Origin of the sequence: Bacillus sp. MHSD_36 (assembly GCF_030757775.1) — a bacterium.
Lineage (GTDB): Bacteria > Bacillota > Bacilli > Bacillales > Bacillaceae_G > Bacillus_A.
Map to the genome: position 1 here is coordinate 106,859 of NZ_JAVBIS010000002.1, position 21,923 is coordinate 128,781.

21 protein-coding genes and 1 other annotated feature are annotated in these 21,923 nt (G+C 36.3%); all 21 genes read right to left on the reverse strand.

Annotated elements, in window-relative coordinates:
- Positions 1 to 68: 68 nt before the first annotated feature.
- The 21 genes from Q9B79_RS08525 to murE all read right to left on the reverse strand — a co-directional run bounded on the left by Q9B79_RS08525 (position 69) and on the right by murE (position 21,755).
- Complete coding sequence (locus Q9B79_RS08525; protein ID WP_306183422.1) at positions 69 to 398, reverse strand: TraR/DksA family transcriptional regulator; 330 nt, start codon at positions 396 to 398, stop codon at positions 69 to 71.
- 155 nt (positions 399 to 553) lie between these two features.
- Positions 554 to 3,319 carry an isoleucine--tRNA ligase gene (ileS2, locus tag Q9B79_RS08530; RefSeq protein WP_306183424.1) on the reverse strand — a complete coding sequence of 922 codons (2,766 nt, stop codon included), beginning with the start codon at positions 3,317 to 3,319 and terminating at the stop codon, positions 554 to 556.
- A gap of 71 nt (positions 3,320 to 3,390) precedes the next feature.
- Positions 3,391 to 3,615 (reverse strand) — a binding site (T-box leader).
- Between the two features lie 51 nt (positions 3,616 to 3,666).
- Positions 3,667 to 4,173: a septum site-determining protein DivIVA gene (divIVA, locus tag Q9B79_RS08535; RefSeq protein ID WP_001131611.1), complete on the reverse strand. Its 507-nt coding sequence runs from the start codon at positions 4,171 to 4,173 to the stop codon at positions 3,667 to 3,669.
- 89 nt (positions 4,174 to 4,262) lie between these two features.
- Positions 4,263 to 5,030: a YlmH family RNA-binding protein gene (locus tag Q9B79_RS08540; RefSeq protein WP_306183425.1), complete on the reverse strand. Its 768-nt coding sequence runs from the start codon at positions 5,028 to 5,030 to the stop codon at positions 4,263 to 4,265.
- 15 nt (positions 5,031 to 5,045) lie between these two features.
- The gene (locus tag Q9B79_RS08545) at positions 5,046 to 5,309 is read right to left on the reverse strand and encodes a YggT family protein (protein WP_029439626.1); all 264 of its coding nucleotides are present in this window, start codon (positions 5,307 to 5,309) and stop codon (positions 5,046 to 5,048) included.
- Positions 5,310 to 5,315: 6 nt separating this feature from the next.
- A complete protein-coding gene (locus Q9B79_RS08550) occupies positions 5,316 to 5,786 on the reverse strand; it encodes a cell division protein SepF (protein WP_306183428.1) in 471 nt (156 codons plus the stop codon).
- Between the two features lie 19 nt (positions 5,787 to 5,805).
- Positions 5,806 to 6,480, reverse strand: a complete 675-nt coding sequence (locus Q9B79_RS08555; RefSeq protein WP_306183430.1) for a YggS family pyridoxal phosphate-dependent enzyme — start codon at positions 6,478 to 6,480, stop codon at positions 5,806 to 5,808.
- Positions 6,477 to 7,295 (reverse strand): peptidoglycan editing factor PgeF, encoded by an 819-nt coding sequence (gene pgeF / locus Q9B79_RS08560; protein ID WP_306183432.1) that lies wholly within the window; start codon positions 7,293 to 7,295, stop codon positions 6,477 to 6,479. Before pgeF ends, Q9B79_RS08555 begins: the two co-directional genes overlap by 4 nt.
- Before the next feature lie 118 nt (positions 7,296 to 7,413).
- Positions 7,414 to 7,698, reverse strand: coding sequence for a YlmC/YmxH family sporulation protein (locus tag Q9B79_RS08565; RefSeq protein ID WP_033682636.1), 285 nt, complete (start codon positions 7,696 to 7,698; stop codon positions 7,414 to 7,416).
- 163 nt (positions 7,699 to 7,861) lie between these two features.
- Positions 7,862 to 8,641: an RNA polymerase sporulation sigma factor SigG gene (gene sigG, locus Q9B79_RS08570; protein WP_000197753.1), complete on the reverse strand. Its 780-nt coding sequence runs from the start codon at positions 8,639 to 8,641 to the stop codon at positions 7,862 to 7,864.
- A 157-nt stretch (positions 8,642 to 8,798) separates the two neighbouring features.
- Positions 8,799 to 9,518: an RNA polymerase sporulation sigma factor SigE gene (gene sigE, locus Q9B79_RS08575; RefSeq protein ID WP_000976948.1), complete on the reverse strand. Its 720-nt coding sequence runs from the start codon at positions 9,516 to 9,518 to the stop codon at positions 8,799 to 8,801.
- 19 nt (positions 9,519 to 9,537) lie between these two features.
- Positions 9,538 to 10,455, reverse strand: coding sequence for a sigma-E processing peptidase SpoIIGA (gene spoIIGA, locus Q9B79_RS08580; RefSeq protein WP_141527410.1), 918 nt, complete (start codon positions 10,453 to 10,455; stop codon positions 9,538 to 9,540).
- A 354-nt stretch (positions 10,456 to 10,809) separates the two neighbouring features.
- On the reverse strand, positions 10,810 to 11,964 hold the full coding sequence (gene ftsZ / locus Q9B79_RS08585) for a cell division protein FtsZ (RefSeq protein ID WP_306183438.1): 1,155 nt from the start codon (positions 11,962 to 11,964) through the stop codon (positions 10,810 to 10,812).
- A gap of 39 nt (positions 11,965 to 12,003) precedes the next feature.
- On the reverse strand, positions 12,004 to 13,311 hold the full coding sequence (gene ftsA, locus Q9B79_RS08590) for a cell division protein FtsA (protein ID WP_001087553.1): 1,308 nt from the start codon (positions 13,309 to 13,311) through the stop codon (positions 12,004 to 12,006).
- 400 nt (positions 13,312 to 13,711) lie between these two features.
- Entirely contained in the window at positions 13,712 to 14,482 is a 771-nt protein-coding gene (gene divIB / locus Q9B79_RS08595; protein WP_306183441.1) for a cell division protein DivIB, read from the reverse strand.
- A 98-nt stretch (positions 14,483 to 14,580) separates the two neighbouring features.
- Positions 14,581 to 15,486 (reverse strand): UDP-N-acetylmuramate dehydrogenase, encoded by a 906-nt coding sequence (murB, locus tag Q9B79_RS08600; RefSeq protein ID WP_306183443.1) that lies wholly within the window; start codon positions 15,484 to 15,486, stop codon positions 14,581 to 14,583.
- Positions 15,487 to 15,547: 61 nt separating this feature from the next.
- On the reverse strand, positions 15,548 to 16,642 hold the full coding sequence (gene murG / locus Q9B79_RS08605; protein ID WP_306183445.1) for an undecaprenyldiphospho-muramoylpentapeptide beta-N-acetylglucosaminyltransferase: 1,095 nt from the start codon (positions 16,640 to 16,642) through the stop codon (positions 15,548 to 15,550).
- A 105-nt stretch (positions 16,643 to 16,747) separates the two neighbouring features.
- On the reverse strand, positions 16,748 to 17,839 hold the full coding sequence (gene spoVE, locus Q9B79_RS08610; protein ID WP_078419030.1) for a stage V sporulation protein E: 1,092 nt from the start codon (positions 17,837 to 17,839) through the stop codon (positions 16,748 to 16,750).
- Between the two features lie 90 nt (positions 17,840 to 17,929).
- Positions 17,930 to 19,282 carry a UDP-N-acetylmuramoyl-L-alanine--D-glutamate ligase gene (murD, locus tag Q9B79_RS08615; RefSeq protein ID WP_306183448.1) on the reverse strand — a complete coding sequence of 451 codons (1,353 nt, stop codon included), beginning with the start codon at positions 19,280 to 19,282 and terminating at the stop codon, positions 17,930 to 17,932.
- On the reverse strand, positions 19,283 to 20,257 hold the full coding sequence (mraY, locus tag Q9B79_RS08620) for a phospho-N-acetylmuramoyl-pentapeptide-transferase (RefSeq protein ID WP_000893058.1): 975 nt from the start codon (positions 20,255 to 20,257) through the stop codon (positions 19,283 to 19,285).
- Positions 20,258 to 20,279: 22 nt separating this feature from the next.
- On the reverse strand, positions 20,280 to 21,755 hold the full coding sequence (gene murE / locus Q9B79_RS08625) for a UDP-N-acetylmuramoyl-L-alanyl-D-glutamate--2,6-diaminopimelate ligase (protein ID WP_306183450.1): 1,476 nt from the start codon (positions 21,753 to 21,755) through the stop codon (positions 20,280 to 20,282).
- Positions 21,756 to 21,923 lie beyond the last annotated feature (168 nt).

Here is a 21,923-nt window from a genome sequence, read left to right on the forward strand (position 1 = left end):
TTCACAATGAACCTTTATAGAAGAATAAAATAAATTAAAAAAAGGTAATATAATATCGTTGTGCACATTTATACCTTTACTTTTTCATAGAAAAATTCATGAATGGTACGAGCAGTCGGCATCGTCTTCATTTGTTTTACCGAAATTACTCTCCCTGTTTCTTCACAAATACCATACATATCTATTTCCATTTTGAATAATGCACGTTCTACATCTTTTAAATCCTCTTTTATATCATGTAATAACAGTTTTTTCTTTATCTCTTCCTTAATTTCATATCCAAGCTCTTCGCTAAACTCTGTATCATATTTGTGCATGACCTCTTTAGCTAGCCTCTCTTGTAACTCTTTTCGCATCAATTGTAATTCTTCTTTAATTTCCATATACATTTCATCCACGTGTACATTCCTCCCAGCTGCAATGTACGATTAGTGTGTCCGAAATTTCTATGCTTACCTCACACACATTTTTCCTTCATAGGAAAGAGAGTGAAAGTTATTTCAATATATCGTCAATAAAAAACTGACTGCACTTACGCACAGTCAGTTTTTTATTATTTTACATAGTTTTCTTTAACAACTGTTGCACAACGCTCACATAATGTTTCATGTTCAGCATCTTTACCAATTGTTTCTGAAACTACCCAACAACGTTCACATGTTTCACCAGTTGCTTGAGCAACAACAACCGCTGTATGCTCATACTTCGGTGCATCTGCTGGCGCTTCTTCCATCATGCCACCAAGTTTGTACTCAGAAACGATGAATAATTGCTTTAAGTCTTCGTTAATAGACTCTAACATAGCTTTCATTTCCGCAGTTGGATATAGCGTAATGCTTGCATTTAATGACTTACCGATTACTTTTTCATTACGAGCTACTTCTAACGCTTTTAATACATCATCACGCAATGTCATAAATGCATCCCATTTTGTTTTCAATGCTTCCGCGTCATCTAATTGTACAGCTTCTGGCATATCTGTTAATTGTACACTTTCTTCTGTTACACCTGGAATGTACGGCCATACCTCATCAGCTGTATGCGGTAAGATTGGTGTTACAAGTTTCGTCAATGCAACAAGAACATCATATAATACAGTTTGAATTGCACGACGATCTTCATGGTTTGCACCTTCAATGTATAAAATGTCTTTTGCAAAGTCTAAGTAGAATGAACTTAAATCAATTGTACAGAAGTTATGAATTGCATGATATACAGCAGCGAAGTCGTATGTCTCATATGCTTCTTTTACTTTTGTAATTAAGTCATTTAATTTCACTAACATGTAACGATCCACTTCACGAAGTTCAGCTACAGCTACTGTATTTTCACTTGGTTTAAAGTCATCTAAGTTTCCTAATAAGAAACGGAATGTGTTACGGATTTTACGATACACTTCTGCTACTTGTTTTAAAATATCATCTGAAATACGTACGTCAGATTGATAGTCAACAGAAGATACCCATAAACGTAAAATGTCTCCGCCTAATTGATCCATAATTTTCTTAGGTACGACGATGTTTCCAATCGACTTACTCATTTTGCGTCCTTCACCATCTAATACGAAACCATGGCTTAGTACGCCTTTATATGGGGCTTTACCTGTTACAGCAACCGCTGTTGATAATGAAGAGTTAAACCAACCACGATATTGGTCAGATCCTTCTAAATACAAATCAGCTGGGCGTTGTAAGTCATCGCGCTCTTCTAATACCGCTTGGTGAGAAGAACCTGAGTCGAACCATACATCCATGATGTCTGTTTCTTTACGGAATTCACCATTTGGACTACCTGGATGTGTAAATCCTTCTGGTAATAGATCTTTCGCTTCACGCTCAAACCAGACGTTAGAACCGTGTTCACGGAATAAATCTGCTACGTGGTTAATTGTTTCATCCGTAATAATTGGATCACCATTCTCTGCATAGAATACAGGGATTGGCACACCCCATGCACGCTGACGAGAAATACACCAGTCGCCACGGTCACGAACCATGTTATGAAGACGAGTTTCACCCCATGCCGGTACCCATTTTGTTTCCGCAACAGCTTCTAATAACTCTTTACGGAATGCTTCAATAGATGCAAACCACTGTGCTGTTGCACGGAAAATAATTGGTTTTTTCGTTCTCCAATCATGTGGATATGAATGCGTAATGAATGTTAGTTTCAGTAATGCGCCTACTTCTTCTAATTTTTCTGTAATTGGCTTGTTAGCTTTATCATAGAATAAGCCTTCAAATCCAGGTGCTTCATTTGTTAACACACCTTTATCATCCACTGGGCAAAGTACTTCTAATCCATACTTTTTACCAACAACAAAGTCATCTTCCCCGTGTCCTGGTGCCGTATGAACACAACCTGTACCTGCATCTGTTGTTACGTGATCTCCTAGCATAACTAATGAATCACGATCGTAGAATGGATGTTTTGCAACTGTATACTCAAGTTCGCTACCTTTTACCGTTTTCACAACTTCAGCATTTTCCCACTCTAACGTTTTTGCAACTGTCTCAAATAGTTCAGAAGCAATAATATATTTTTCATTATTTACTTTTACAATAGCGTATTCAAGTTCTGGGTGAACAGAAATACCTAAGTTTGCAGGTAACGTCCAAGGTGTTGTTGTCCAGATAATGTATTTCTCATCACCTTCTAATACGTTCTTTCCATCTTTTACAGGGAATGCTACGTATATAGATGCTGATTTTTTATCTTGGTATTCAATTTCAGCTTCTGCTAAAGCTGATTCACTCGTTGGAGACCAGTAAACTGGTTTTTGTCCTTTATAGATATAACCTTTTTTCGCCATATCACCAAACACTTTAATTTGTTGTGCTTCATAAGCTGGCTCTAAAGTAATGTATGGGTTATCCCAATCAGCACGTACACCTAAACGCTTAAATTGTTCACGTTGACGTTCTACTTGTTCATATGCATACTCTGCACATAACTTACGGAACTCAGCAACTGTCATTTCTTTACGCTTTACACCTTTATTTGTTAAAGCTTGCTCAATTGGTAAACCGTGCGTATCCCAACCTGGCACATATGGTGCACAGTAACCAGTCATTGATTTATAACGAACGATAAAGTCTTTTAATACTTTATTTAATGCATGTCCCATATGAATATCACCATTCGCATATGGAGGTCCATCATGCAGTACGAATAAAGGACGACCTTTCGTATGTTCTTGTACCTTTTCATAAATATTCATTTCAGCCCACTGTTCTTGCATTGCAGGCTCACGTTTTGGTAAATTCCCACGCATTGGGAATTCTGTTTTTGGCATTAGTAATGTATTTTTGTACTCCATGCTCAATTCCTCCTTACATGTATAAAAGAAATACTAAAAAAACGGAATAAAAAAGAGACCTTCTCATCCCAAAAAGGGACGAGAAAGTCTCCCGCGGTACCACCCTAGTAGATCCTATACATATGTATACAATCCTCTTTATATTCTTAACGCGAATATACGCCTACGCTTACTCTATTTGTTCAGCGCGGAACTCCAGGGTGATATTCCCATTATCTCCTTATCCTGAGCTTACACCATCCTCAGTTCGCTATATAAGGTATGAAAAAGGTACTTATCCCTATCTTCGTTTTTCTTAATAAATATGTTGTTTAAAATTATATGTAATAATGAGAAAAACGTCAAGCTTACACTGTTTCTTCTTTTTTCAACAGCTCGTCTACTTCGTCTTCTAACTCAATTAGTTTATCCCAATCATCGTTGTTTAACATTTCAAGCTGCGTTTCTAATAACATACGGAAACGAGTGCGGAATACTTTCGCTTGTTTCTTTAGCTCTTCAATATCAAAAGCAACTTTTCTTGATTTTACTAACGCTTCGTTAATAATACGGTCTGCGTTCTTTTCAGCTTCACGTACTATTAATTTTGCTTCTTTTTGCGCATTACGCTTTACTTCTTCCGCTGCTTCTTGTGCAACGACGATAGATTTGTTTAACGTATCTTCAATATTAGAGAAATGATCTAACTTCCCTTCTAATTGCGCAACTTTTTCTTCTAAAGCTTTTTTCTCACGAATGACTAATTCATAATCTTTGATAATTTGATCAAGAAACTCATTTACTTGATCTTCATCATAGCCACGGAATCCGCGACCAAATTCTTTGTTATGAATATCTAATGGTGTTAACGGCACAACGCCACCTCCAAGTAGTTATCTAAATTTCCTCTTTCAATTATATCTTTTCTTCGACAAAATAGGAGGATTTCCTTCTAAAAAACCAATCATTTTAGTATACCATACAAAATTCTCCATTTGTCGCGTTTTGTTCTACCTTCTACAGAAAACAATTTACTTCGTCCGTATCCTCTCACTGAAAAAACATCTCCTGGATAACATTCATATGAGGTTTGCTCCACAGTTTTCCAATTCACTTTTACTAGTCCATTTTTTATGAAAGGTTGTACTTTCTGTCTGGATATATGTAACATTTCAGCTAACATAACATCTAAACGAAGTGAAGAAACCGTTCCAGATCTCTCTCCCCACGTTTCTTGTATCTGTAGAATTTTTTCTCCTTGCACTGGTGATAAGGAGACTTTCACTTTCCCTATAGATTGTAAGTTCATCTCAATATAAGATACAACTTCTTTTGCGACTACAATTTGGGCACGATCTTCTTGAAGCAAAATATCACCACATTTTTCTCTCGTTAAACCGAGAGACATGAATGTACCTAATATTTGCCTATGTTCTAGCGTATAAAACTTGGAAGGATAGTCAATTTCCAATACTTCTACTTGAAATTCCTCTTCATTTACTACTAGATAGTCCGGATAAATGAGTGCTCTTTTGCGTTCTGCATGAGGCGTTGCACCTTCAAATTGTACAGTAACATCTCCTTGCCCTATTACCATAATGACAATTTGTTGTTGTCTCGGATCAAGAAAGTCTGTTAACTTCACTTGATGGTACTCCGCCGCCCGCTTCCACTCTAACACCTTATCCACAAAGACCTCTTCATCGGGTCTGAAATGCTCATAGATGCTCATTCATATAACCTCTTACTATAAGAAATAGCCGAATAAAGTTACTAAACCACTTGTAGCAAGTCTTAACGCAAAAATCGCAACGAGTGGTGAGATGTCAATCATACCAAGCGGTGGAATAAATCTGCGAAATGGTTCTAAATACGGTTCACAAATACGGGCAAGAAAGTCTCCGAAAGTTGATTCCTTTGCACCTGGGAACCATGATAGGAGAATGTAAATAATAAGTGCCCACGAGTATATCTCGATAGCAGTAACTAAAATCCTTAAAACTGTATCCATGGCGTATTACCACCTCTTTATATTTGTGTCTTCTTCTTCACCGAATAACTCTGAAATTGCACCAACAATATCTACATTTTCAGGCGTACACATAAATGTTTTCGGTCCTATTTTTTGAATGTCCCCGCCTATAGCGTATACAGTACCACTTAAAAAGTCAACGATACGTACAGCCTGATCCGTAGACATTCGTTGTAAATTAATCACAACAGCTCGTCTACCTTTTAAATGGTCCGCAATCCCTTGCGCTTCCGAATATGTGCGTGGTTCTAATAAAACAACTTTTGAAGATTGCTTTGCTGTTTCAATGCTCACAACATTTTGTTTCGTTTGCGCTTTTGGAAACGTAACATCTTGTTGTTCTGGCGGATCTTGCTGCTTCTTCATGTCTATTTGCTCCTTTTCATAACTATATTGAGCTGCTTCTTTTTCTTCAGGTGTATCAAAAAAGAAGTATTTTACTTTTGACCAACTCATAATAAGATTCTCCTTCCTTTTACGCTTTTCCTACTAAACTCGTCCCCAAACGAATATATGTAGCACCTTCTTCAATTGCAATCGTGTAATCATTAGACATTCCCATTGATAATTCTTTACATGGCGCATGTAATAATTCTAGCTCCTGCACCTCTGTTTGTAGCATACGTAACTCCTTAAAACAGCGTCTGATTTCTTCCTCTTCTTCTGTAAACGGAGCCATTGTCATTAGTCCTACAACTTCAATCTTATCCAATTCTTGCAAACTTTGAATAAAAGGAACGGTTTCTTCTATTGCCAACCCTTGCTTTGATTCTTCGGATGATGTTTTCACTTGAATAAAACATTTTACTTTCTTATTCGCACGTTTTTGAATTTCTTTTGCAAGTGAAAGACGATCTAACGAATGTAAATAATCAATTTCATTAATGATTTCTTTTACTTTTCTCGTTTGTAATGACCCAATAAAATGCCAATTCACTTTCGAACCGAAATGTTCGTACTTCTGTAAGAAACCTTCATTTCTATTTTCACCTAAATCAATAATTCCAGCTTCAATTACTTCGTTTGTTTTTTCAATTCCTACCGTTTTTGTAACCGCAACGAGTTTAATATCTTGCAACGAACGTCCCGCTTGTGCACAAGATTGTTTAATTGCTTCATTTACAGTTGTTAAATTTTTTTGTACTGTCACTTGCTTTCTTCCTCCTTAAAACCTATGAAACTCAACATTCTCCCTGTCTTACCTTGATCACGGCGATGAGAGAAAAATAATTGCTCTTCACAGCTTGTACAAAGAGATGACATTACAATATTCTCTTCTTTTATGCCTGCTTGTACACATAATATACGATTAATTTCTTTTAAATTAATTGCGTACTGCCCATCAGAAATTTTTTTATAAGGGACAGAACCGTTTACTACTTGCTCTGCTGCTGTTAATACTCGATCATCAACAACGTAACAACAAGATCCAATTGCTGGTCCGATCGCAACGTGAATTTCATCACTCGAAACGCCTTCTGCATTCCATTTTTGAATCATTTCCTTTGCAATTTCTTTTACAGTCCCTTTCCATCCAGCATGCGCAAGTCCTATCATACCATGTGATGGCGCATAAAAATAGAGTGGAACACAATCCGCGTAACAAGATGTTAAAAGAACATCATTATTAGTCGTATAAATGCCATCTGTTTTTGAAATGCCGTCTTCATATGAATAGACGCCACTTCCTTTTTCCTGTTGTCCTACTTTTTCAACATGATGATCATGAACTTGTTCAGAGCAAATCCAGTTTTCTAATGGCTTCTGTAACTTATTTGCTAAAATGCGTCTATTTTCATGAACGTTCTCCACGATATCATTCACATGTAATCCTAAATTCATCGCATGAAAGGAGCCCGTACTTACCCCACCATCTTTTGTCGTAAATCCAGCAGTAATGTTTCCAAGTTCTTTCCACGCTTGTAAATACAGTATACCGTCCACATATTTAAATGGTTCTATCATAACAGCGGCTCCTTTTAATTAAAATAACATAAAAAAGCATGGTACTTCCTGTCTATTTTACCATACTTTTATTTTTTCATAATGCCAACAGAAAAAAAAGAGGAATTTGTAATATTCTTTATGAAATTGTCGGTGTTTGTATTGTTTCTGTTACAGAATTAACAGTATTTACTCTAACAAGTATGACATCCTCCCCAATTTTCACAATTTCCTTCCAAGGAATTACAATTTCTACATCTTTCCCAAAAATACCTAACATACGTGCCTGTTTGGAAATAATTATAGATTCGATCTTCCCTGTGTTCATATCAATTTCAATATCCCCAATATTCCCAAGCCTTTTTCCATCTGAAACATTTATTATATCTTTCATCTGCAATTCTGAAATTCTTATCACTTTCATCCTCTCCCTTATATATGACGAATTGAAAAACTGTTTCTCAAACAAACAGGAAGTACCCTCTACTAACCACATATTATTTTCAATATATGAACATCTCTCCCCTACTATGAGCCAAAACAAACTATGTTACATATAAAAAGGTTTCACCATAAATGGTGAAACCTTATCCTTGAATCGTCTTATTCATTTGTTTAATAGCTGATTTCTCTAAACGTGACACTTGAGCCTGAGAAATCCCAATTTCTTCTGCAACTTCCATTTGTGTTTTTCCTTGGAAGAAACGTTTTCGAATAATCATTTTCTCACGATCATTTAAACGCTTCATTCCTTCTTTTAGCGCTAACTCTTCAACCCACTGCTCGTCCTTTTGTTTTTCATCACTTAACTGATCCATAACAAAAATAGGATCTCCCCCATCGTTATAGATCGGCTCAAATAATGAAACTGGATCTTGAATCGCATCTAAAGCAAAAACAATTTCTTCATGAGTTACTTCCAGCACTTTTGCAATATCCATCGCTGTTGGTTCTTTTGAATTTTCTGCAATCAACTTTTCCCTTACTTGTAACGCTTTATACGCAATATCTCGTAAGGAGCGAGATACGCGAATCGGATTGTTATCACGCAAATATCTGCGTATTTCCCCAATAATCATTGGCACAGCATACGTTGAAAATTTTACATTTTGGCCTAAATCAAAGTTATCAATGGATTTCATAAGTCCGATACAACCAACTTGAAATAAATCGTCAACATATTCTCCTCTGTTATTAAATCTTTGGATGACGCTCAGTACAAGACGTAAGTTTCCATTCACTAATTTCTCTCTTGCGCTTATCTCTCCACTTTGCATTTCACGAAATAATTTACGCATTTCATCATTTTTTAGTACGGGAAGTTTAGCTGTATCAACACCGCAAATTTCTACTTTGTTTCTCGTCAAAGTGTTCCCTCCTATCGGGAGTTGCTGTACAGTGTAAAGTATTTCCTTTGAAGGGGATTTTATGCATGCGGTTTTCTCTTCATTTTTCATTTTAGTTGTCTTTCCTCATACAACTAAATAGAATAAGACCAGCCTAGATAACGGCTGGTCTTATTCTTTACACCATTTTATTAAATTCTTTTCGTAATCTTTTTATGATTCTTTTTTCTAAACGCGAAATGTATGACTGTGAAATCCCAAGCATATCCGCGACATCTTTTTGTGTCTTTTCCTCTCCTCCAGCAAGCCCAAACCGAAGTTCCATAATTTGTTTTTCACGATCATTTAATTGATGTAATGCCTTCATTAGAAGATGACGATCCACAGTCGCTTCTAAATCTTTTGTAATAATATCATCGTCTGTACCTAATACATCTGATAATAAAAGTTCATTCCCATCCCAATCGATGTTAAGCGGTTCATCAAAAGAAACTTCTGAACGATTTTTATTATTTCGGCGCAAATGCATTAAAATTTCATTTTCAATACAACGTGAGGCATATGTTGCTAACTTTATTTTCTTTTCTGGATTAAATGTATTTACCGCTTTAATAAGACCGATTGTGCCAATGCTAATCAAATCTTCAATATTTATCCCTGTATTTTCAAATTTTCTTGCTATATATACGACTAGCCGTAAGTTACGTTCAATCAGTAACGATCTTGCCGCCTGATCTCCTTTTGGCAATTTATTTAAAAGAACTTCCTCTTCTTCTTTCGTTAACGGCGGTGGTAAAGCTTCACTTCCACCAATGTAATAAATTTCATCGGTCTTAATTCCTAATTTCAGCAATACTTTATACCAAAGGTATACTAAATAAAATTTTAATTTCATCATATTATCCCGCCTCCCATTATTAAGCGATTACCATTTTTTGAGAAATTAACATTTTCGGATGCACAATACATTGATACTCTCCATTGGTTGACAACTGTTGTGTATTTAATCCAATCAGTACTTTGTTCACGACAATAGAACTTCCTTCATGATAAATTTGTACACTGTCTGGCTTAATTGCCCATAAAAATTGACTCTCTACTCCTACTGCTCGGAAAGGAATTAAGCGTAATTTTGTCGCCCATCCAGAATCATTTTCTGGTATTTGAGGAATCTCTGTTTTGGAATAAATTTGTTCTGTTAGCCAAGCTGGCAAACAATGTTCTAATGATGAAATATGCATAATCATAACAGGTGTTTTCGTCAACGGATCGTAAAGTTGGTTTCCACTATCAATTAAACCTGCGAGTTCTAACTCCTCTTCAGCTAATTGAACTTTCAATTTCACAATTTGATCATAGTGTATTTTTGTAACCTCTACGCTTTCAATACGCTTTTTAGAAAAATAATAAATTACTGGAAAACCAAAAATAACAAATAACCAGCTAATGGGATCACCATAAGAAATTGATTGAGATTGAACCAACCCATTTACCATTTCATTCGTTTGCAAAAAGAAATGAGTGCCCATTAACCCTCCGCCAACCATAAAGGTAACAAAGTAAAAAGTAAAAACAGTTTGTGCATAATTTCTAAACGTTGTAAACCCAAATGCTGTATACACAATAAGTAACGAGTACAGTAGTTTCATAATTGGATGTGTCATCATAGAAGCAAAAGGAGTAAAGGCAAAAATAACAATGGTTGAACCTATAAATGCCCCTAACACAAGCCTCCATCTTTTGATTTTCTTTTTTAACACGGTGGCTGTTAATAAAAGTAAAAGAAAATCAATGCAGGCGTTTAACAACCAAACAACGTCGGCGTAAACAACCAAACAATTCACCTCTTTTTTTAAGTTGAGACTAGTATAATGCATATCCAATAGGAAAGTGTGTCAATTTGCGGAGGTGTTTTTTTGTTATTTTGTGCTTTCTAGACATAATCTGTCGGTAAAAAATAAAAGTATATGTTTCATAGAATACTATACTTTTTTGCTTACATATTAATTGAAATACATAAAGTGAAACTTTAATCAGTGGGGTTTTCTTCATCCTCCACTGATTATTAGCCCTCACCAATCGGACTATTATGGGCAGCCCATTAAAGCGGGATAAAATAAAAAAAGACCTGCTTAGCAGATCTTTTTCCTGTATAAAACCAAAAAGGAGCATGAAAGCTCCTTTTTCTTTTATCGTCTACGACGATTACGTAAAAATGCTGGAATATCGATATCATCTGAATCCGAATGACGCTCATGTACAACCGGCTCTTCACGCTTCATTTCACGTTTTACTTCACGTTGTTTTGGTGGTTGAGCTACTGGCTGTTGCTGTTGTTGCGTGTGATTCGCATTCGGACGAATAATAGGTTTTGGTGGTTGAGTTGCAATTGTATCATCAAAACCAGTTGCAATTACAGTTACAACGATATCATCTTTTAGTCCTTCATTAATAACCGAACCGAAGATCATATTTACTTCTGGATCTGAAGCTGAAGCTACAATGTCTGCCGCTTCTTGGACTTCATATAAGCTTAAGTTAGCTCCACCCGTAATGTTCATGATAACACCTTGAGCTCCATCAATAGATGTTTCTAATAATGGACTAGAAATCGCTTTTTTCGCAGCTTCAGCAGCACGATTTTCTCCATTACCAGAGCCAATACCCATTAAAGCAGAACCTCTATTAGACATAATTGTCTTTACGTCTGCGAAGTCTAAGTTAATTAAACCTGGTGTTGCGATTAAATCAGAAATACCTTGTACACCTTGGCGTAATACGTTATCTGCTTCACGGAATGCTTCTAACATCGGCGTGTTTTTATCAACAATCTCTAATAAGCGATCATTTGGAATTACAATAAGTGTATCTACATTTTCTTTAAATGCAGCAATACCAGATGCCGCTTGTGTTGCACGCTTACGTCCTTCAAATGTAAATGGACGTGTTACAACACCAACTGTTAATGCACCTAATTCTTTTGCAACTTGAGCAACAACTGGAGCTGCACCAGTTCCAGTTCCGCCGCCCATACCAGCAGTTACGAATACCATATCAGCACCACGAAGTGCTTCTTGAATCTGTTCTTTACTTTCTTCTGCAGCTTTCTTCCCTACTTCAGGGTTTGCACCTGCACCAAGTCCACGTGTTAATTTTCCACCAATTTGCATTTTTGTTTCAGCTTTTGATAGATTTAATGCTTGTGCATCAGTATTCACAGCGATAAAGTCTACACCTTGTACGCCGTGTTCAATCATACGGTTTACAGCATTGTTTCCGCCACCGCCGACACCGATAACTTTTATATTCGCTAATTGATCTTGAGTAGTATCAAACTCTAACATGTCGAAATCCCCCTAGAACCTCATTTTTCGTGTCCAATTTTAATCCCATAAATAACGGAATACACGTTTTACTTTTGACATCATACGGTCATCATTTTGATTATTATTGTTTTGATTACGAGTTTTTTGTTTTGCAGGTTGCTGTTGTACCGGCGTTGGTGCTGGTGCTGGTACTGGCTCAAAATGCTCTTGCTTCTCCTGCACATTTTTCCCACGTAATTTAGCTTTTTGATAAGAATGTTTAATTAATCCCACTCCACTTGTATATTGGGGCTCACGCACACCAATATAATCAGGAGTTGCTATACGAACATTTTCATGTAAAATATCATATGCAAGATCAAGAACACCTGGCATAGAAGCAATTCCACCTGTTAGTACATAACCAGAAGCAACTTGTTTTACTCCTAACTTACGCACTTCATCTTGAACAAACATTAAAATTTCTTCTACACGAGCCTCTATTATATCCGATAATTCCAATTGAGAATATTGTTCTGTTTGATCACTTCCCATAATAGGAACAGTAAACATTTCTTCTTCAGATGCTGTATCATAAAAAGCATGTCCATATTTTAACTTAATTTGATCTGCATTTTCTGTTGAAGTTTTCAACCCAATTGCAATATCCTTCGTTATATGGTCTCCACCTAATGGCAATACGCTCGTCGCCTGTAACTCTCCATCTTTAAAAATAGATAAAGTTGTAGATCCTCCCCCCATATCAACAAGGGCTACTCCTCTATTTTTTTCATCTGAAGATATAGCAACTGTTGCAGCCGCTAAAGGTTGAAGACAAATATCAACAATTTCAAGACCTGCTTTTTCTACACAACGAAGTAGGTTATGTAGTAAAGTTCTCGACCCTGTTATAAGTGTACCTTCCATTTCTAATCTTACACCGATCATCCCGCGTGGATCGTTAATCTCGTCAAGACCGTCTACAATGAACTGTCGAGGTACCACATCAATAAACTCACGTTCTGGAGCAATTGACACAACTTGTGCTGCATCTAGAACGCGTAAGACATCTTCATTCCCGATTTCACGATCTTCATTTGAAACAGCGACTACTCCGTGACAAGGAAGTAGCTGTACCTGGTTTGCATTGACACCTACTACAACTTGCTCAATGTGGATTCCCACCATGCGCTCAGCTTGTTCAATTGCTTTTTTAATTGATCGAACAGTCTCGTCTATATCAACTATCGATCCCTTCTTTAAACCATTTGATTTTACATTTCCAACACCAATAATGTTTAAGCTGTCATTAACCATTTCACCAATGATGACTTTAACATTGGATGTACCGATGTCAAGACTAACATATATTTCATTGCTGTTCATTCTTTGGCACCTCCTTCTTTATTTATACCATACAACTCAATATATGGAACAACAATCGCAACTTTACTATTTATAAGAAAAATATTCAACGTCTTTATACGTTTCCCTTTTTTAACCCTATATTTTTCTTATTTTTATTTAACATTCATTTAAGAATATCGCAGTAAACTGTCAATAACTGCTTATCTTGAAATAATTCTATTTCAAGTGTAAAGATTACCGCCAAGTATAAGTCTACACTAAGATGTACTCATAGAAAAGTGAAACTTGTCCCAATCCTAGTATGAATCTAAGAATTTTTACATATTTTTCATCAAATGAACCATTCTTGTAAATTCCTATGCATCAAGCAGAACATTCGTTTCGTTTTTTCTACGATAACGTAATGAAAACTATCATTCTATTCTTTTTTTTCTTCCGCTCCTAATTCTTTCGTATACGCCCCTACTTCTAAGTCAATTAATACCTTTTTACCCGGCTCAATTGTTTTTAAGATAAGTGGATAAGCTTCCATACGTTTTGCGAAATTTTGAATCGTAGTGCTCACTTCATACCCTTCATTCATATATAAAGTAAGGTGGCCTTCATTGGCATTCGTCGGTGAATAACGAATTTCAGAAATAGACCTTAAAATAGTTGGTGTTAATTTTTCAAGCTCAGCAATTAACTCCTTCATTTTCTCCTCTTTAAAAGGTTCAAAAATTGGCGCTGCAACAGGTAGTTTTCCGTTCGGGAGTACATCAAGTGTTTTCCCGTTCTCTAATAACGGTTGTAATTTTCCATCTTTGTTTATATAACCAATCGTTAAATATTCTTCAATATGAATATCGATTTTATTTGGAAAACGTTTTTTTACATTTACTGCTTTAATTTCTTTTCGCTTCGTTAAGTTTTCTTCTGCTTTATGTGCTGTCACTCGGAAATAACTTGTATCATATGTCACACCTGATTCCTTCATCACTTGTTCATCTGTCATATAATGATTTCCAAACACACTTATCTTTTTTATATTGCTAAGCGGAGACCGAAAATAAATTAAAAAGAGCACTAATAAAAATAAAATTGATATGTATAAAATCAACCGATGATTAACATTTTTCTTATTTTTTTTCTGTTGATTTTTTAACTTTGGTACACGATCCTGTAGTTTAATCACTTTACTATTTTTCATGTACGATCCCCCTACGTAACATAAAGAACGGCATGTTCCTCATGCCGTTCTTATCTTCTTATTATAACATAAATGATAATGAGCGGAACGAATAACCGTTATCTTCCAATGATTTCTACTTCTGTATGCATTTCTACGCTAAATTTATCCTTGATTGTTTGCTTCACTAATGCAATTAAAGATAATACATCTTGCGCACTGGCTCCGCCAGTATTAATAATAAAATTTCCATGCATTTCAGAAATTTGAGCTCCACCTATTTGATAACCGCGAAGCCCCGCTTTTTCTATTAAATCTCCTGCAAAGTATGGAATTGGATTCCGAAACACACTTCCTGCACAAGGATGATTCCATGGCTGCGTTTCACGGCGATAATCTTTATTCTTTTGCATGATACTTACAATTCCCTCACACTCTCCTATCTGTAATTGAAACTCAGCTTCCAAAACAATACCAGGACGTTTCGTTTGCAATACAGATGTACGATAGGAAAATTCCATTTCTTCATGAGTTAACCAGTCAATTGTTCCATCTTCAAACAAAATAAGAGCTTTTGATAATATGTTTGATATATCCGATTTATGTGCTCCTGCATTCATGTATACTGCACCACCAACACTTCCTGGAATACCACTTGCAAACTCCAGACCGGCTAACCCTTGACGACTAAGTAAAGTTGATAATTTAATAAGGGGATACCCACCACCAACTCTTACCCTATGTTTTTCGACTTCTAAGTGGTCTAATCCTTCTCCTAAACGAATAACGACACCTTCTATACCTAAATCAGATACAAGAAGATTCGAACCACGACCAATTACAGTCCATTTTTTTTTATATTTTTTTACTAGTTGCAACGTTTTTTCAATACCGGCAACATGCTTTGGCACAATTAAAATATCAGCTGGCCCCCCTATTTTCATAGTCGTATAACGCGCTAACGGTTCATCCACTAACACGCGACCAACATTGGCTTCTATAAGCTCATTTACTAATTGCTCCATAAACAATCTCCCCCATACTAAGTATCCTTATTACAGTAGTATGCAGGGCGTTCACCTAACGTTATTTTTTTACAAGCTTATTCATTACTTCATATAGCCTATTCGCTGCATCTGGAATACCTAATTGCCCGGCAGCCAACTTCATATTTTGTAATGTTTGTGCATCTAATAAAATCTCATCAATATCACGAATAAGCATTTCAGCTGTTAAATCTTTTTCTAGCAACATTTTTGCTGCTCCTTTATCGACAACAGAACGTGCATTTTTTTCCTGATGGTTATTTGTTACGTAAGGACTCGGGATTAACACACTTGGCTTACCTAACGCTGTTAATTCTGCAAGTGTTGTTGCCCCAGCTCTTGAAACAACAAGATCTACACCTGTAAGTACCTCTGGCATATTATGAATGAAAGGTTTAATAATAACATTACTCGGATTTCCTTTTTGCTTCACTGCTTCCATTACTTTGTCGTAATGAACTTCACCTGTTACATACAATATTTCGTAACTTTTATTTCCAAACTGTTCAATTGCCTCTACGAAAGCATCATTAATCGGTCTAGCCCCACGGCTTCCACCAAAAATAAGCACGGATTTTTTAGGAAGGGATAAACCTACTGAACGTTTTCCTTTCATTCCATTTTGATCCATTACTTCTGATGCTCGTGGATTTCCTGTCATGACTACTTTTGACTGTGGAAAATGTTCTGCAGCCGCCTCAAAACAAACCGCAACTTTATCAACATAGCGGCTTAAAAATTTATTCGTTACACCAGGTACACTATTTTGTTCATGTACAATAGTTGGAATACCTAATTTCGCCGCAGCATATACAACGGGTCCACATACATATCCACCTGTTCCAATTACAATATCCGGATTAAAACGACGAATATATCGTTTACTATCTTGTACACCTTTTAGGAAACGCATCACCGTTTTCACATTATCTAGTGATATTTTACGCTTAAATCCACTTATAACAATAGATTGAAACGGTATACCTGCTTTTGGCACGATTGTACTCTCTAATCCATTCTCCGTACCAATATATAAAAACCTTGCTTCCGGATTTATTTTTTTTATTTCTCTTATTAATGCAAGAGCCGGATAAATATGACCTCCTGTGCCCCCACCACTTACTAATACACGCACTACTAACTCCTCCGCTTCTCTTTTTCTTATTTCAGTCGTATTTATTTCTATATACATATTGTTTCTTCGCACACATACGAAAAACCCTGTCTTATAAAACAGGGTTTAGTAGCGAGAATGGCGACTTATATTTAATAATACACCTACTGCCATTAACATTAATGTCAAACTTGATCCACCATAACTTAAAAACGGTAAAGTAATACCTGTAACAGGCATCAATCCTGTTACAACACCAACATTAATCATTACTTGAATCGCAATCATCGCCACAATACCTACTGCTAAAAACGTACCATATAAATCTGGCGCTCCTAAAGCTATACGAATCCCACGCCATAATAATAGACTAAATAATAATAACACAAATGAACCACCAATAAAACCTAATTCCTCGGATAAGATTGCAAATATAAAGTCTGTTTGCGGTTCAGGTAAATAAAGAAATTTTTGTCTACTTTGTCCAAGTCCAAGCCCGAATAATCCACCCGGTCCAATTGCGAGTAACGATTGAATAATTTGAAATCCACTCCCCAGCGGATCTGACCACGGATCTAAATATGATGTTATACGTTTCATTCGATACGGTGCTGATGCAATTAGCCCTACAAATCCTGCTACACCAAGCAAACCAAACATCGCAAAGTGAAAGACCCTTGCTCCCGAGATAAATATCATAATGATACATGTCCCAACCATTACCGTTCCTGTACCAAGATCTGGCTGTAACATAATCATTCCGAAAGCAAGAAATACAAAACTTAGAGCTGGTAGTAAACCACGTTTAAAAGAGGTAATTAATTTCTGTCGTTCCGCTAAAAATTTCGCTAAAAAAATAATCATCGCAAACTTCATAAATTCAGACGGTTGAATGGAAAATGCTCCAATTCCAATCCAACTTCGCGCTCCTCCTCGAACAAGTCCTACACCAGGTATAAGAACGAGAATAAGAAGAATGAAGCAAACTAGCAAAATTACTTTTGAGTACGTACGCCACACCCAATAATCAATTTTCATAATTAAAAACATAGCCACTACACCCAGACCTGCAAATAACAATTGCCTTTTTGCAAAAAAGAATGAGTCCCCCATTTTATAAGAGGCCCAAACCGCACTCGCACTATACACCATAACCATTCCAATTGTTAACAACGCAAGTGTAACGATGATGAGAATAAAGTCAGGCGTTTTCTTCATTACCCATAAACACCACCTCTTTAGGCAGAAACTTTTGCCCTATGTAACAAAACATCAGTAGGTGTTAGCCTACTGATGTTTTGATTTACTTTATATAAGTTTATGCACAGCTTGTATAAAAATGTCTCCTCTTTCTTCAAATGTTTTAAATTGATCCCAGCTTGCACATGCTGGAGAAAGAAGAATTACATCACCCTCTGTAGAATGAGCATAAGCTTTCACTACCGCTTCATCTAAAGTATCGACACTCTCAATTGTATCTAATCCCGCTTTTTCTGCAGCTCTTACTAATTTTGGAGCTGTTTGTCCAAATGTTACAATCACTTTAACATTTTTGAAATATGGAATTAAATCATCGAATTCATTTCCACGATCGAGCCCTCCCGCTAATAACACAGTCGGTTGTGTAAACGCAGATAAAGCTTTCTCTGTCGCTAACATATTCGTTGCTTTTGAGTCATTATAAAACTTACGGTTATTAATAGTTGTTACATATTCTAAACGATGTTTTACACCTGTAAAACGTTTTAGCACTGCCGTAATCGCTTCATTAGAAACACCCAATAATTTTGCGATACTCATCGCTGCTAAAATATTCTCTAAGTTATGTTGACCAGGTAAAACGATATCACCTACTTCAACAACTTTTTCACCTTTAAAATAAAGAGCATTATCTTTTATATACGCGCCATCTTCAACTTCTTTCGTTGTTGAAAATAGTATTTTTTGTCCTTTACTATAAGCAGATAAAGCCATAACATCTGCATCATCTGCATTTATTACACTATAATCATTTTCTGTTTGGTTCTTAAAAATATTTGCTTTTGCTAAACCATATTCTTTCTTCGTCCCATGATAATCTAAGTGGGCCTCAAATAAATTTAAAAACGCAGCAATTTTAGGTTGGAACAATTCTACTCCCATCAGTTGGAACGATGAAAGTTCTGTAACTACAACTTCATTCTCTTTTGCATCCTGTGCTACTTCACACGCTACAGTTCCAATGTTCCCTGCAATTATAGGATGCTTTTGTCCTTCTTTTAGCATTTCAAATGTAAGCATTGTCGTCGTCGTTTTACCGTTAGATCCCGTAATCCCAACAAATGGCGCTTCTGAAATACGATATGCTAATTCAACTTCCGTAACAATCGGAATTTGCTTTTCTTTCGCAGCAACTAATATTGGATTAGAATACGGGATTCCTGGATTTTTTACTACAAGAGAAATATTTCTCTCTAACAACTCTAAAGGATGACCACCACATACAACGTCCATTCCTTTTGCTTGTAATTCTGCGGCAAGTACATTATCTGCTAAAGGTTTTCCGTCATTTACAATAACATTCGCCCCTATTTTTTGTAACAATGTAGCTGCTGCATAACCACTTTTTGCAATGCCTAATACAAGAATATTTTTATTTTGAAATTCAGTTACAGTTTTCAATTACATCCACACCCCGATATAAATTCCTAACACAGCTAATAAAAATCCTACAGACCAAAACGTCACAACAACACGCCACTCTGACCAACCACATAATTCATAATGATGGTGTAGTGGACTCATTTTAAAGACACGTTTTCCTGTTGTTTTAAATGAAATAACCTGAATAATAACAGATAAAGTTTCCATTACGAATACTCCACCAATGATTACAAGTAGCAATTCTTGTTTTAATAAAATTGCTACAGCCGCAATGGCTCCACCTAAAGCTAAAGAACCTGTATCTCCCATAAACACTTTCGCTGGATTCGCATTGAATACTAAAAATCCAAGTACAGCTCCTACAACCGCCATACAAAATATCGCTACTCCAAATTGCTCTTGCGCTACAGCAATAATACTAAACGCTCCAAATGCAATAGCAGCTGTTCCTGATAATAAACCATCTAAACCGTCAGTTAAGTTAACTGCATTTGATCCACCAATAAGCATAAATAGTACAAGTACAAAATATGCCCAACCTAATTCAAACTTAACATCCGTTCCCGGAATCATGATGTATGTGTGGAACGCTTGCCCTTTTCCAATTAAAAAGAACGCAATAGCAATAACAAGCTGACCTACTAATTTTTGTTTTGATGTTAAACCAAGATTTCTCTTCTTAACTACCTTTATGTAGTCATCTAAAAATCCAATCAATCCGTAACCAAACGTCACTAATAGTAATAACGAAACCTCTGCACCTAAATGATTAAACTTAATCGCCATAATAAGTGAAGTGACCATCATAGATACGTATATGACGATCCCACCCATTGTCGGTGTCCCTGATTTTTTTTGATGCGACTTTGGTCCCTCATCACGAATACTCTGTCCGAACTTTAATTTTCTTAAAAATGGAATAAACAATGGCGAAAGGGCAACCGAAATTAAGAATGCTACCCCAGCCGTTACTAATAAACCTTGCTCAAGCACATATAGTCCTCCTCTCACGTTGTTACTCTTCGTTGTTTAAACGCTCTGTAATTGCTTCTTTAGCGACTTCACGATCGTCAAAATGATGAACGTCTTTACCAATAATTTGATATGTTTCATGACCCTTACCAGCAATAATGATGATATCTTCAGCTTTCGCGTTAGTAATTGCATGGTATATCGCTTCTTTTCTATCAATAATCACTTCATAATTATTTCCATTTACACCCTGTACCATATCATCTAAAATTGCCCCTGGTTCTTCACTTCTTGGATTATCTGAAGTATAAATTGCGTGAGTTGCATATTTTGTTGCAACACTTGCCATGATCGGTCTCTTCGTTCGATCTCTATCGCCACCACAACCGACGATACAATATACGTCGCCTTTTGCAAACTGCTTTGCTGTTTTCAATACATTCTCTAAACTATCTGGTGTATGAGCATAATCAACAATAACTGTATAATTCTGTCCACCATCAACCACTTCAAAACGTCCTGGAACTCCAGCTAGTTTCTTTATCACATCAAGGATTGTTTCTAAACTTACACCAGAAACAAGTCCTGCCGCTGTTGCTGCTAGTACGTTATATACATTAAATTTCCCAATCAATTTCATCGTAACATTTACACTTTCATACGGTGTTACAAGCGTAAATGTAGTTCCACCACTCGTCATAACGATATCTTTGGCCATAATATCACTTGTTGTATCAATCCCATACGTTACAACAGTTGCTGCAGTACTTCTCATATATTCCTCTGTTACAACATCATCGTTATTCAATACCGCGTATTTTTCACGATTATGATTATAACTATTGCCTAGTTGTGCAAATAGCAACCCTTTTGCATGTTTATATTCTTCCATCGTTTTATGATAGTCTAAATGATCTTGTGTTAAATTTGTAAACACTGCTACATCGTAATCACATCCGTGTACACGACCAAGATCTAAAGCATGTGACGAAACTTCCATTACTGTGCTATCCACACCGTGTTCAACCATTTTTGAAAATGTCTGTTGAAGTGTTAGTGCATCTGGCGTTGTATTTTTCACCTCAAATGTTTCATCACCGATTTTCATATTAATCGTTCCAATTAGCCCCGTTTTATGACCATGTGCGCGCATAATCTCATCCATAATATGCGATGTTGTTGTCTTTCCATTTGTACCTGTAATTCCGATTAAATGTAACTTGTGTGTTGGTTGACCATAAAAATAATCAGCTAAAACCGCTAACGAACGAAAAGTGTTTTTCACAAGTACAACTGGAACGTCAACATCAATTGGTCTTTCCGCAACAATAGCAGCCGCTCCTTGTGCCGCTGCTTGCTTAGCAAAATCATGGCTATCAACCGTATATCCTTTCATACATACAAATAAGCTTCCCTCTTTCACTTTACGTGAATCAGCTTCTATAGATGTGATTTCTGGATTTTCTTTTGGAACAACTGGAAAATCATGCAAACATGATACAAGTGTATGCAACTTCATTTCACTAAACCCTCTCTACATTGTGTATTTATCTCTTTTTTAATAAGCAACACGCTACCTCCTAATTAAGTAAAATAGGAGGTACGTGCTACTATCGTCTAATAAATAGACCTATTTATAATTGAGACTTTTACGGCCTCAAATTAAGTAACTCTTCTTAAGAGAACT

Bases quoted from the DNA above. Each gene is read 5' to 3' on its own strand.
- ileS2 (WP_306183424.1), bottom strand. From the start codon at position 3,319: ATGGAGTACAAAAATACATTACTAATGCCAAAAACAGAATTCCCAATG.
- Q9B79_RS08540 (WP_306183425.1), bottom strand. From the start codon at position 5,030: ATGAGCATCTATGAGCATTTCAGACCCGATGAAGAGGTCTTTGTGGAT.
- Q9B79_RS08545 (WP_029439626.1), bottom strand. From the start codon at position 5,309: ATGGATACAGTTTTAAGGATTTTAGTTACTGCTATCGAGATATACTCG.
- Q9B79_RS08550 (WP_306183428.1), bottom strand. From the start codon at position 5,786: ATGAGTTGGTCAAAAGTAAAATACTTCTTTTTTGATACACCTGAAGAA.
- pgeF (WP_306183432.1), bottom strand. From the start codon at position 7,295: ATGATAGAACCATTTAAATATGTGGACGGTATACTGTATTTACAAGCG.
- Q9B79_RS08565 (WP_033682636.1), bottom strand. From the start codon at position 7,698: ATGAAAGTGATAAGAATTTCAGAATTGCAGATGAAAGATATAATAAAT.
- sigE (WP_000976948.1), bottom strand. From the start codon at position 9,518: ATGATGAAATTAAAATTTTATTTAGTATACCTTTGGTATAAAGTATTG.
- ftsZ (WP_306183438.1), bottom strand. From the start codon at position 11,964: ATGTTAGAGTTTGATACTACTCAAGATCAATTAGCGAATATAAAAGTT.
- ftsA (WP_001087553.1), bottom strand. From the start codon at position 13,311: ATGAACAGCAATGAAATATATGTTAGTCTTGACATCGGTACATCCAAT.
- divIB (WP_306183441.1), bottom strand. From the start codon at position 14,482: ATGAAAAATAGTAAAGTGATTAAACTACAGGATCGTGTACCAAAGTTA.
- murB (WP_306183443.1), bottom strand. From the start codon at position 15,486: ATGGAGCAATTAGTAAATGAGCTTATAGAAGCCAATGTTGGTCGCGTG.
- spoVE (WP_078419030.1), bottom strand. From the start codon at position 17,839: ATGAAGAAAACGCCTGACTTTATTCTCATCATCGTTACACTTGCGTTG.
- murE (WP_306183450.1), bottom strand. From the start codon at position 21,755: ATGAAGTTGCATACACTTGTATCATGTTTGCATGATTTTCCAGTTGTT.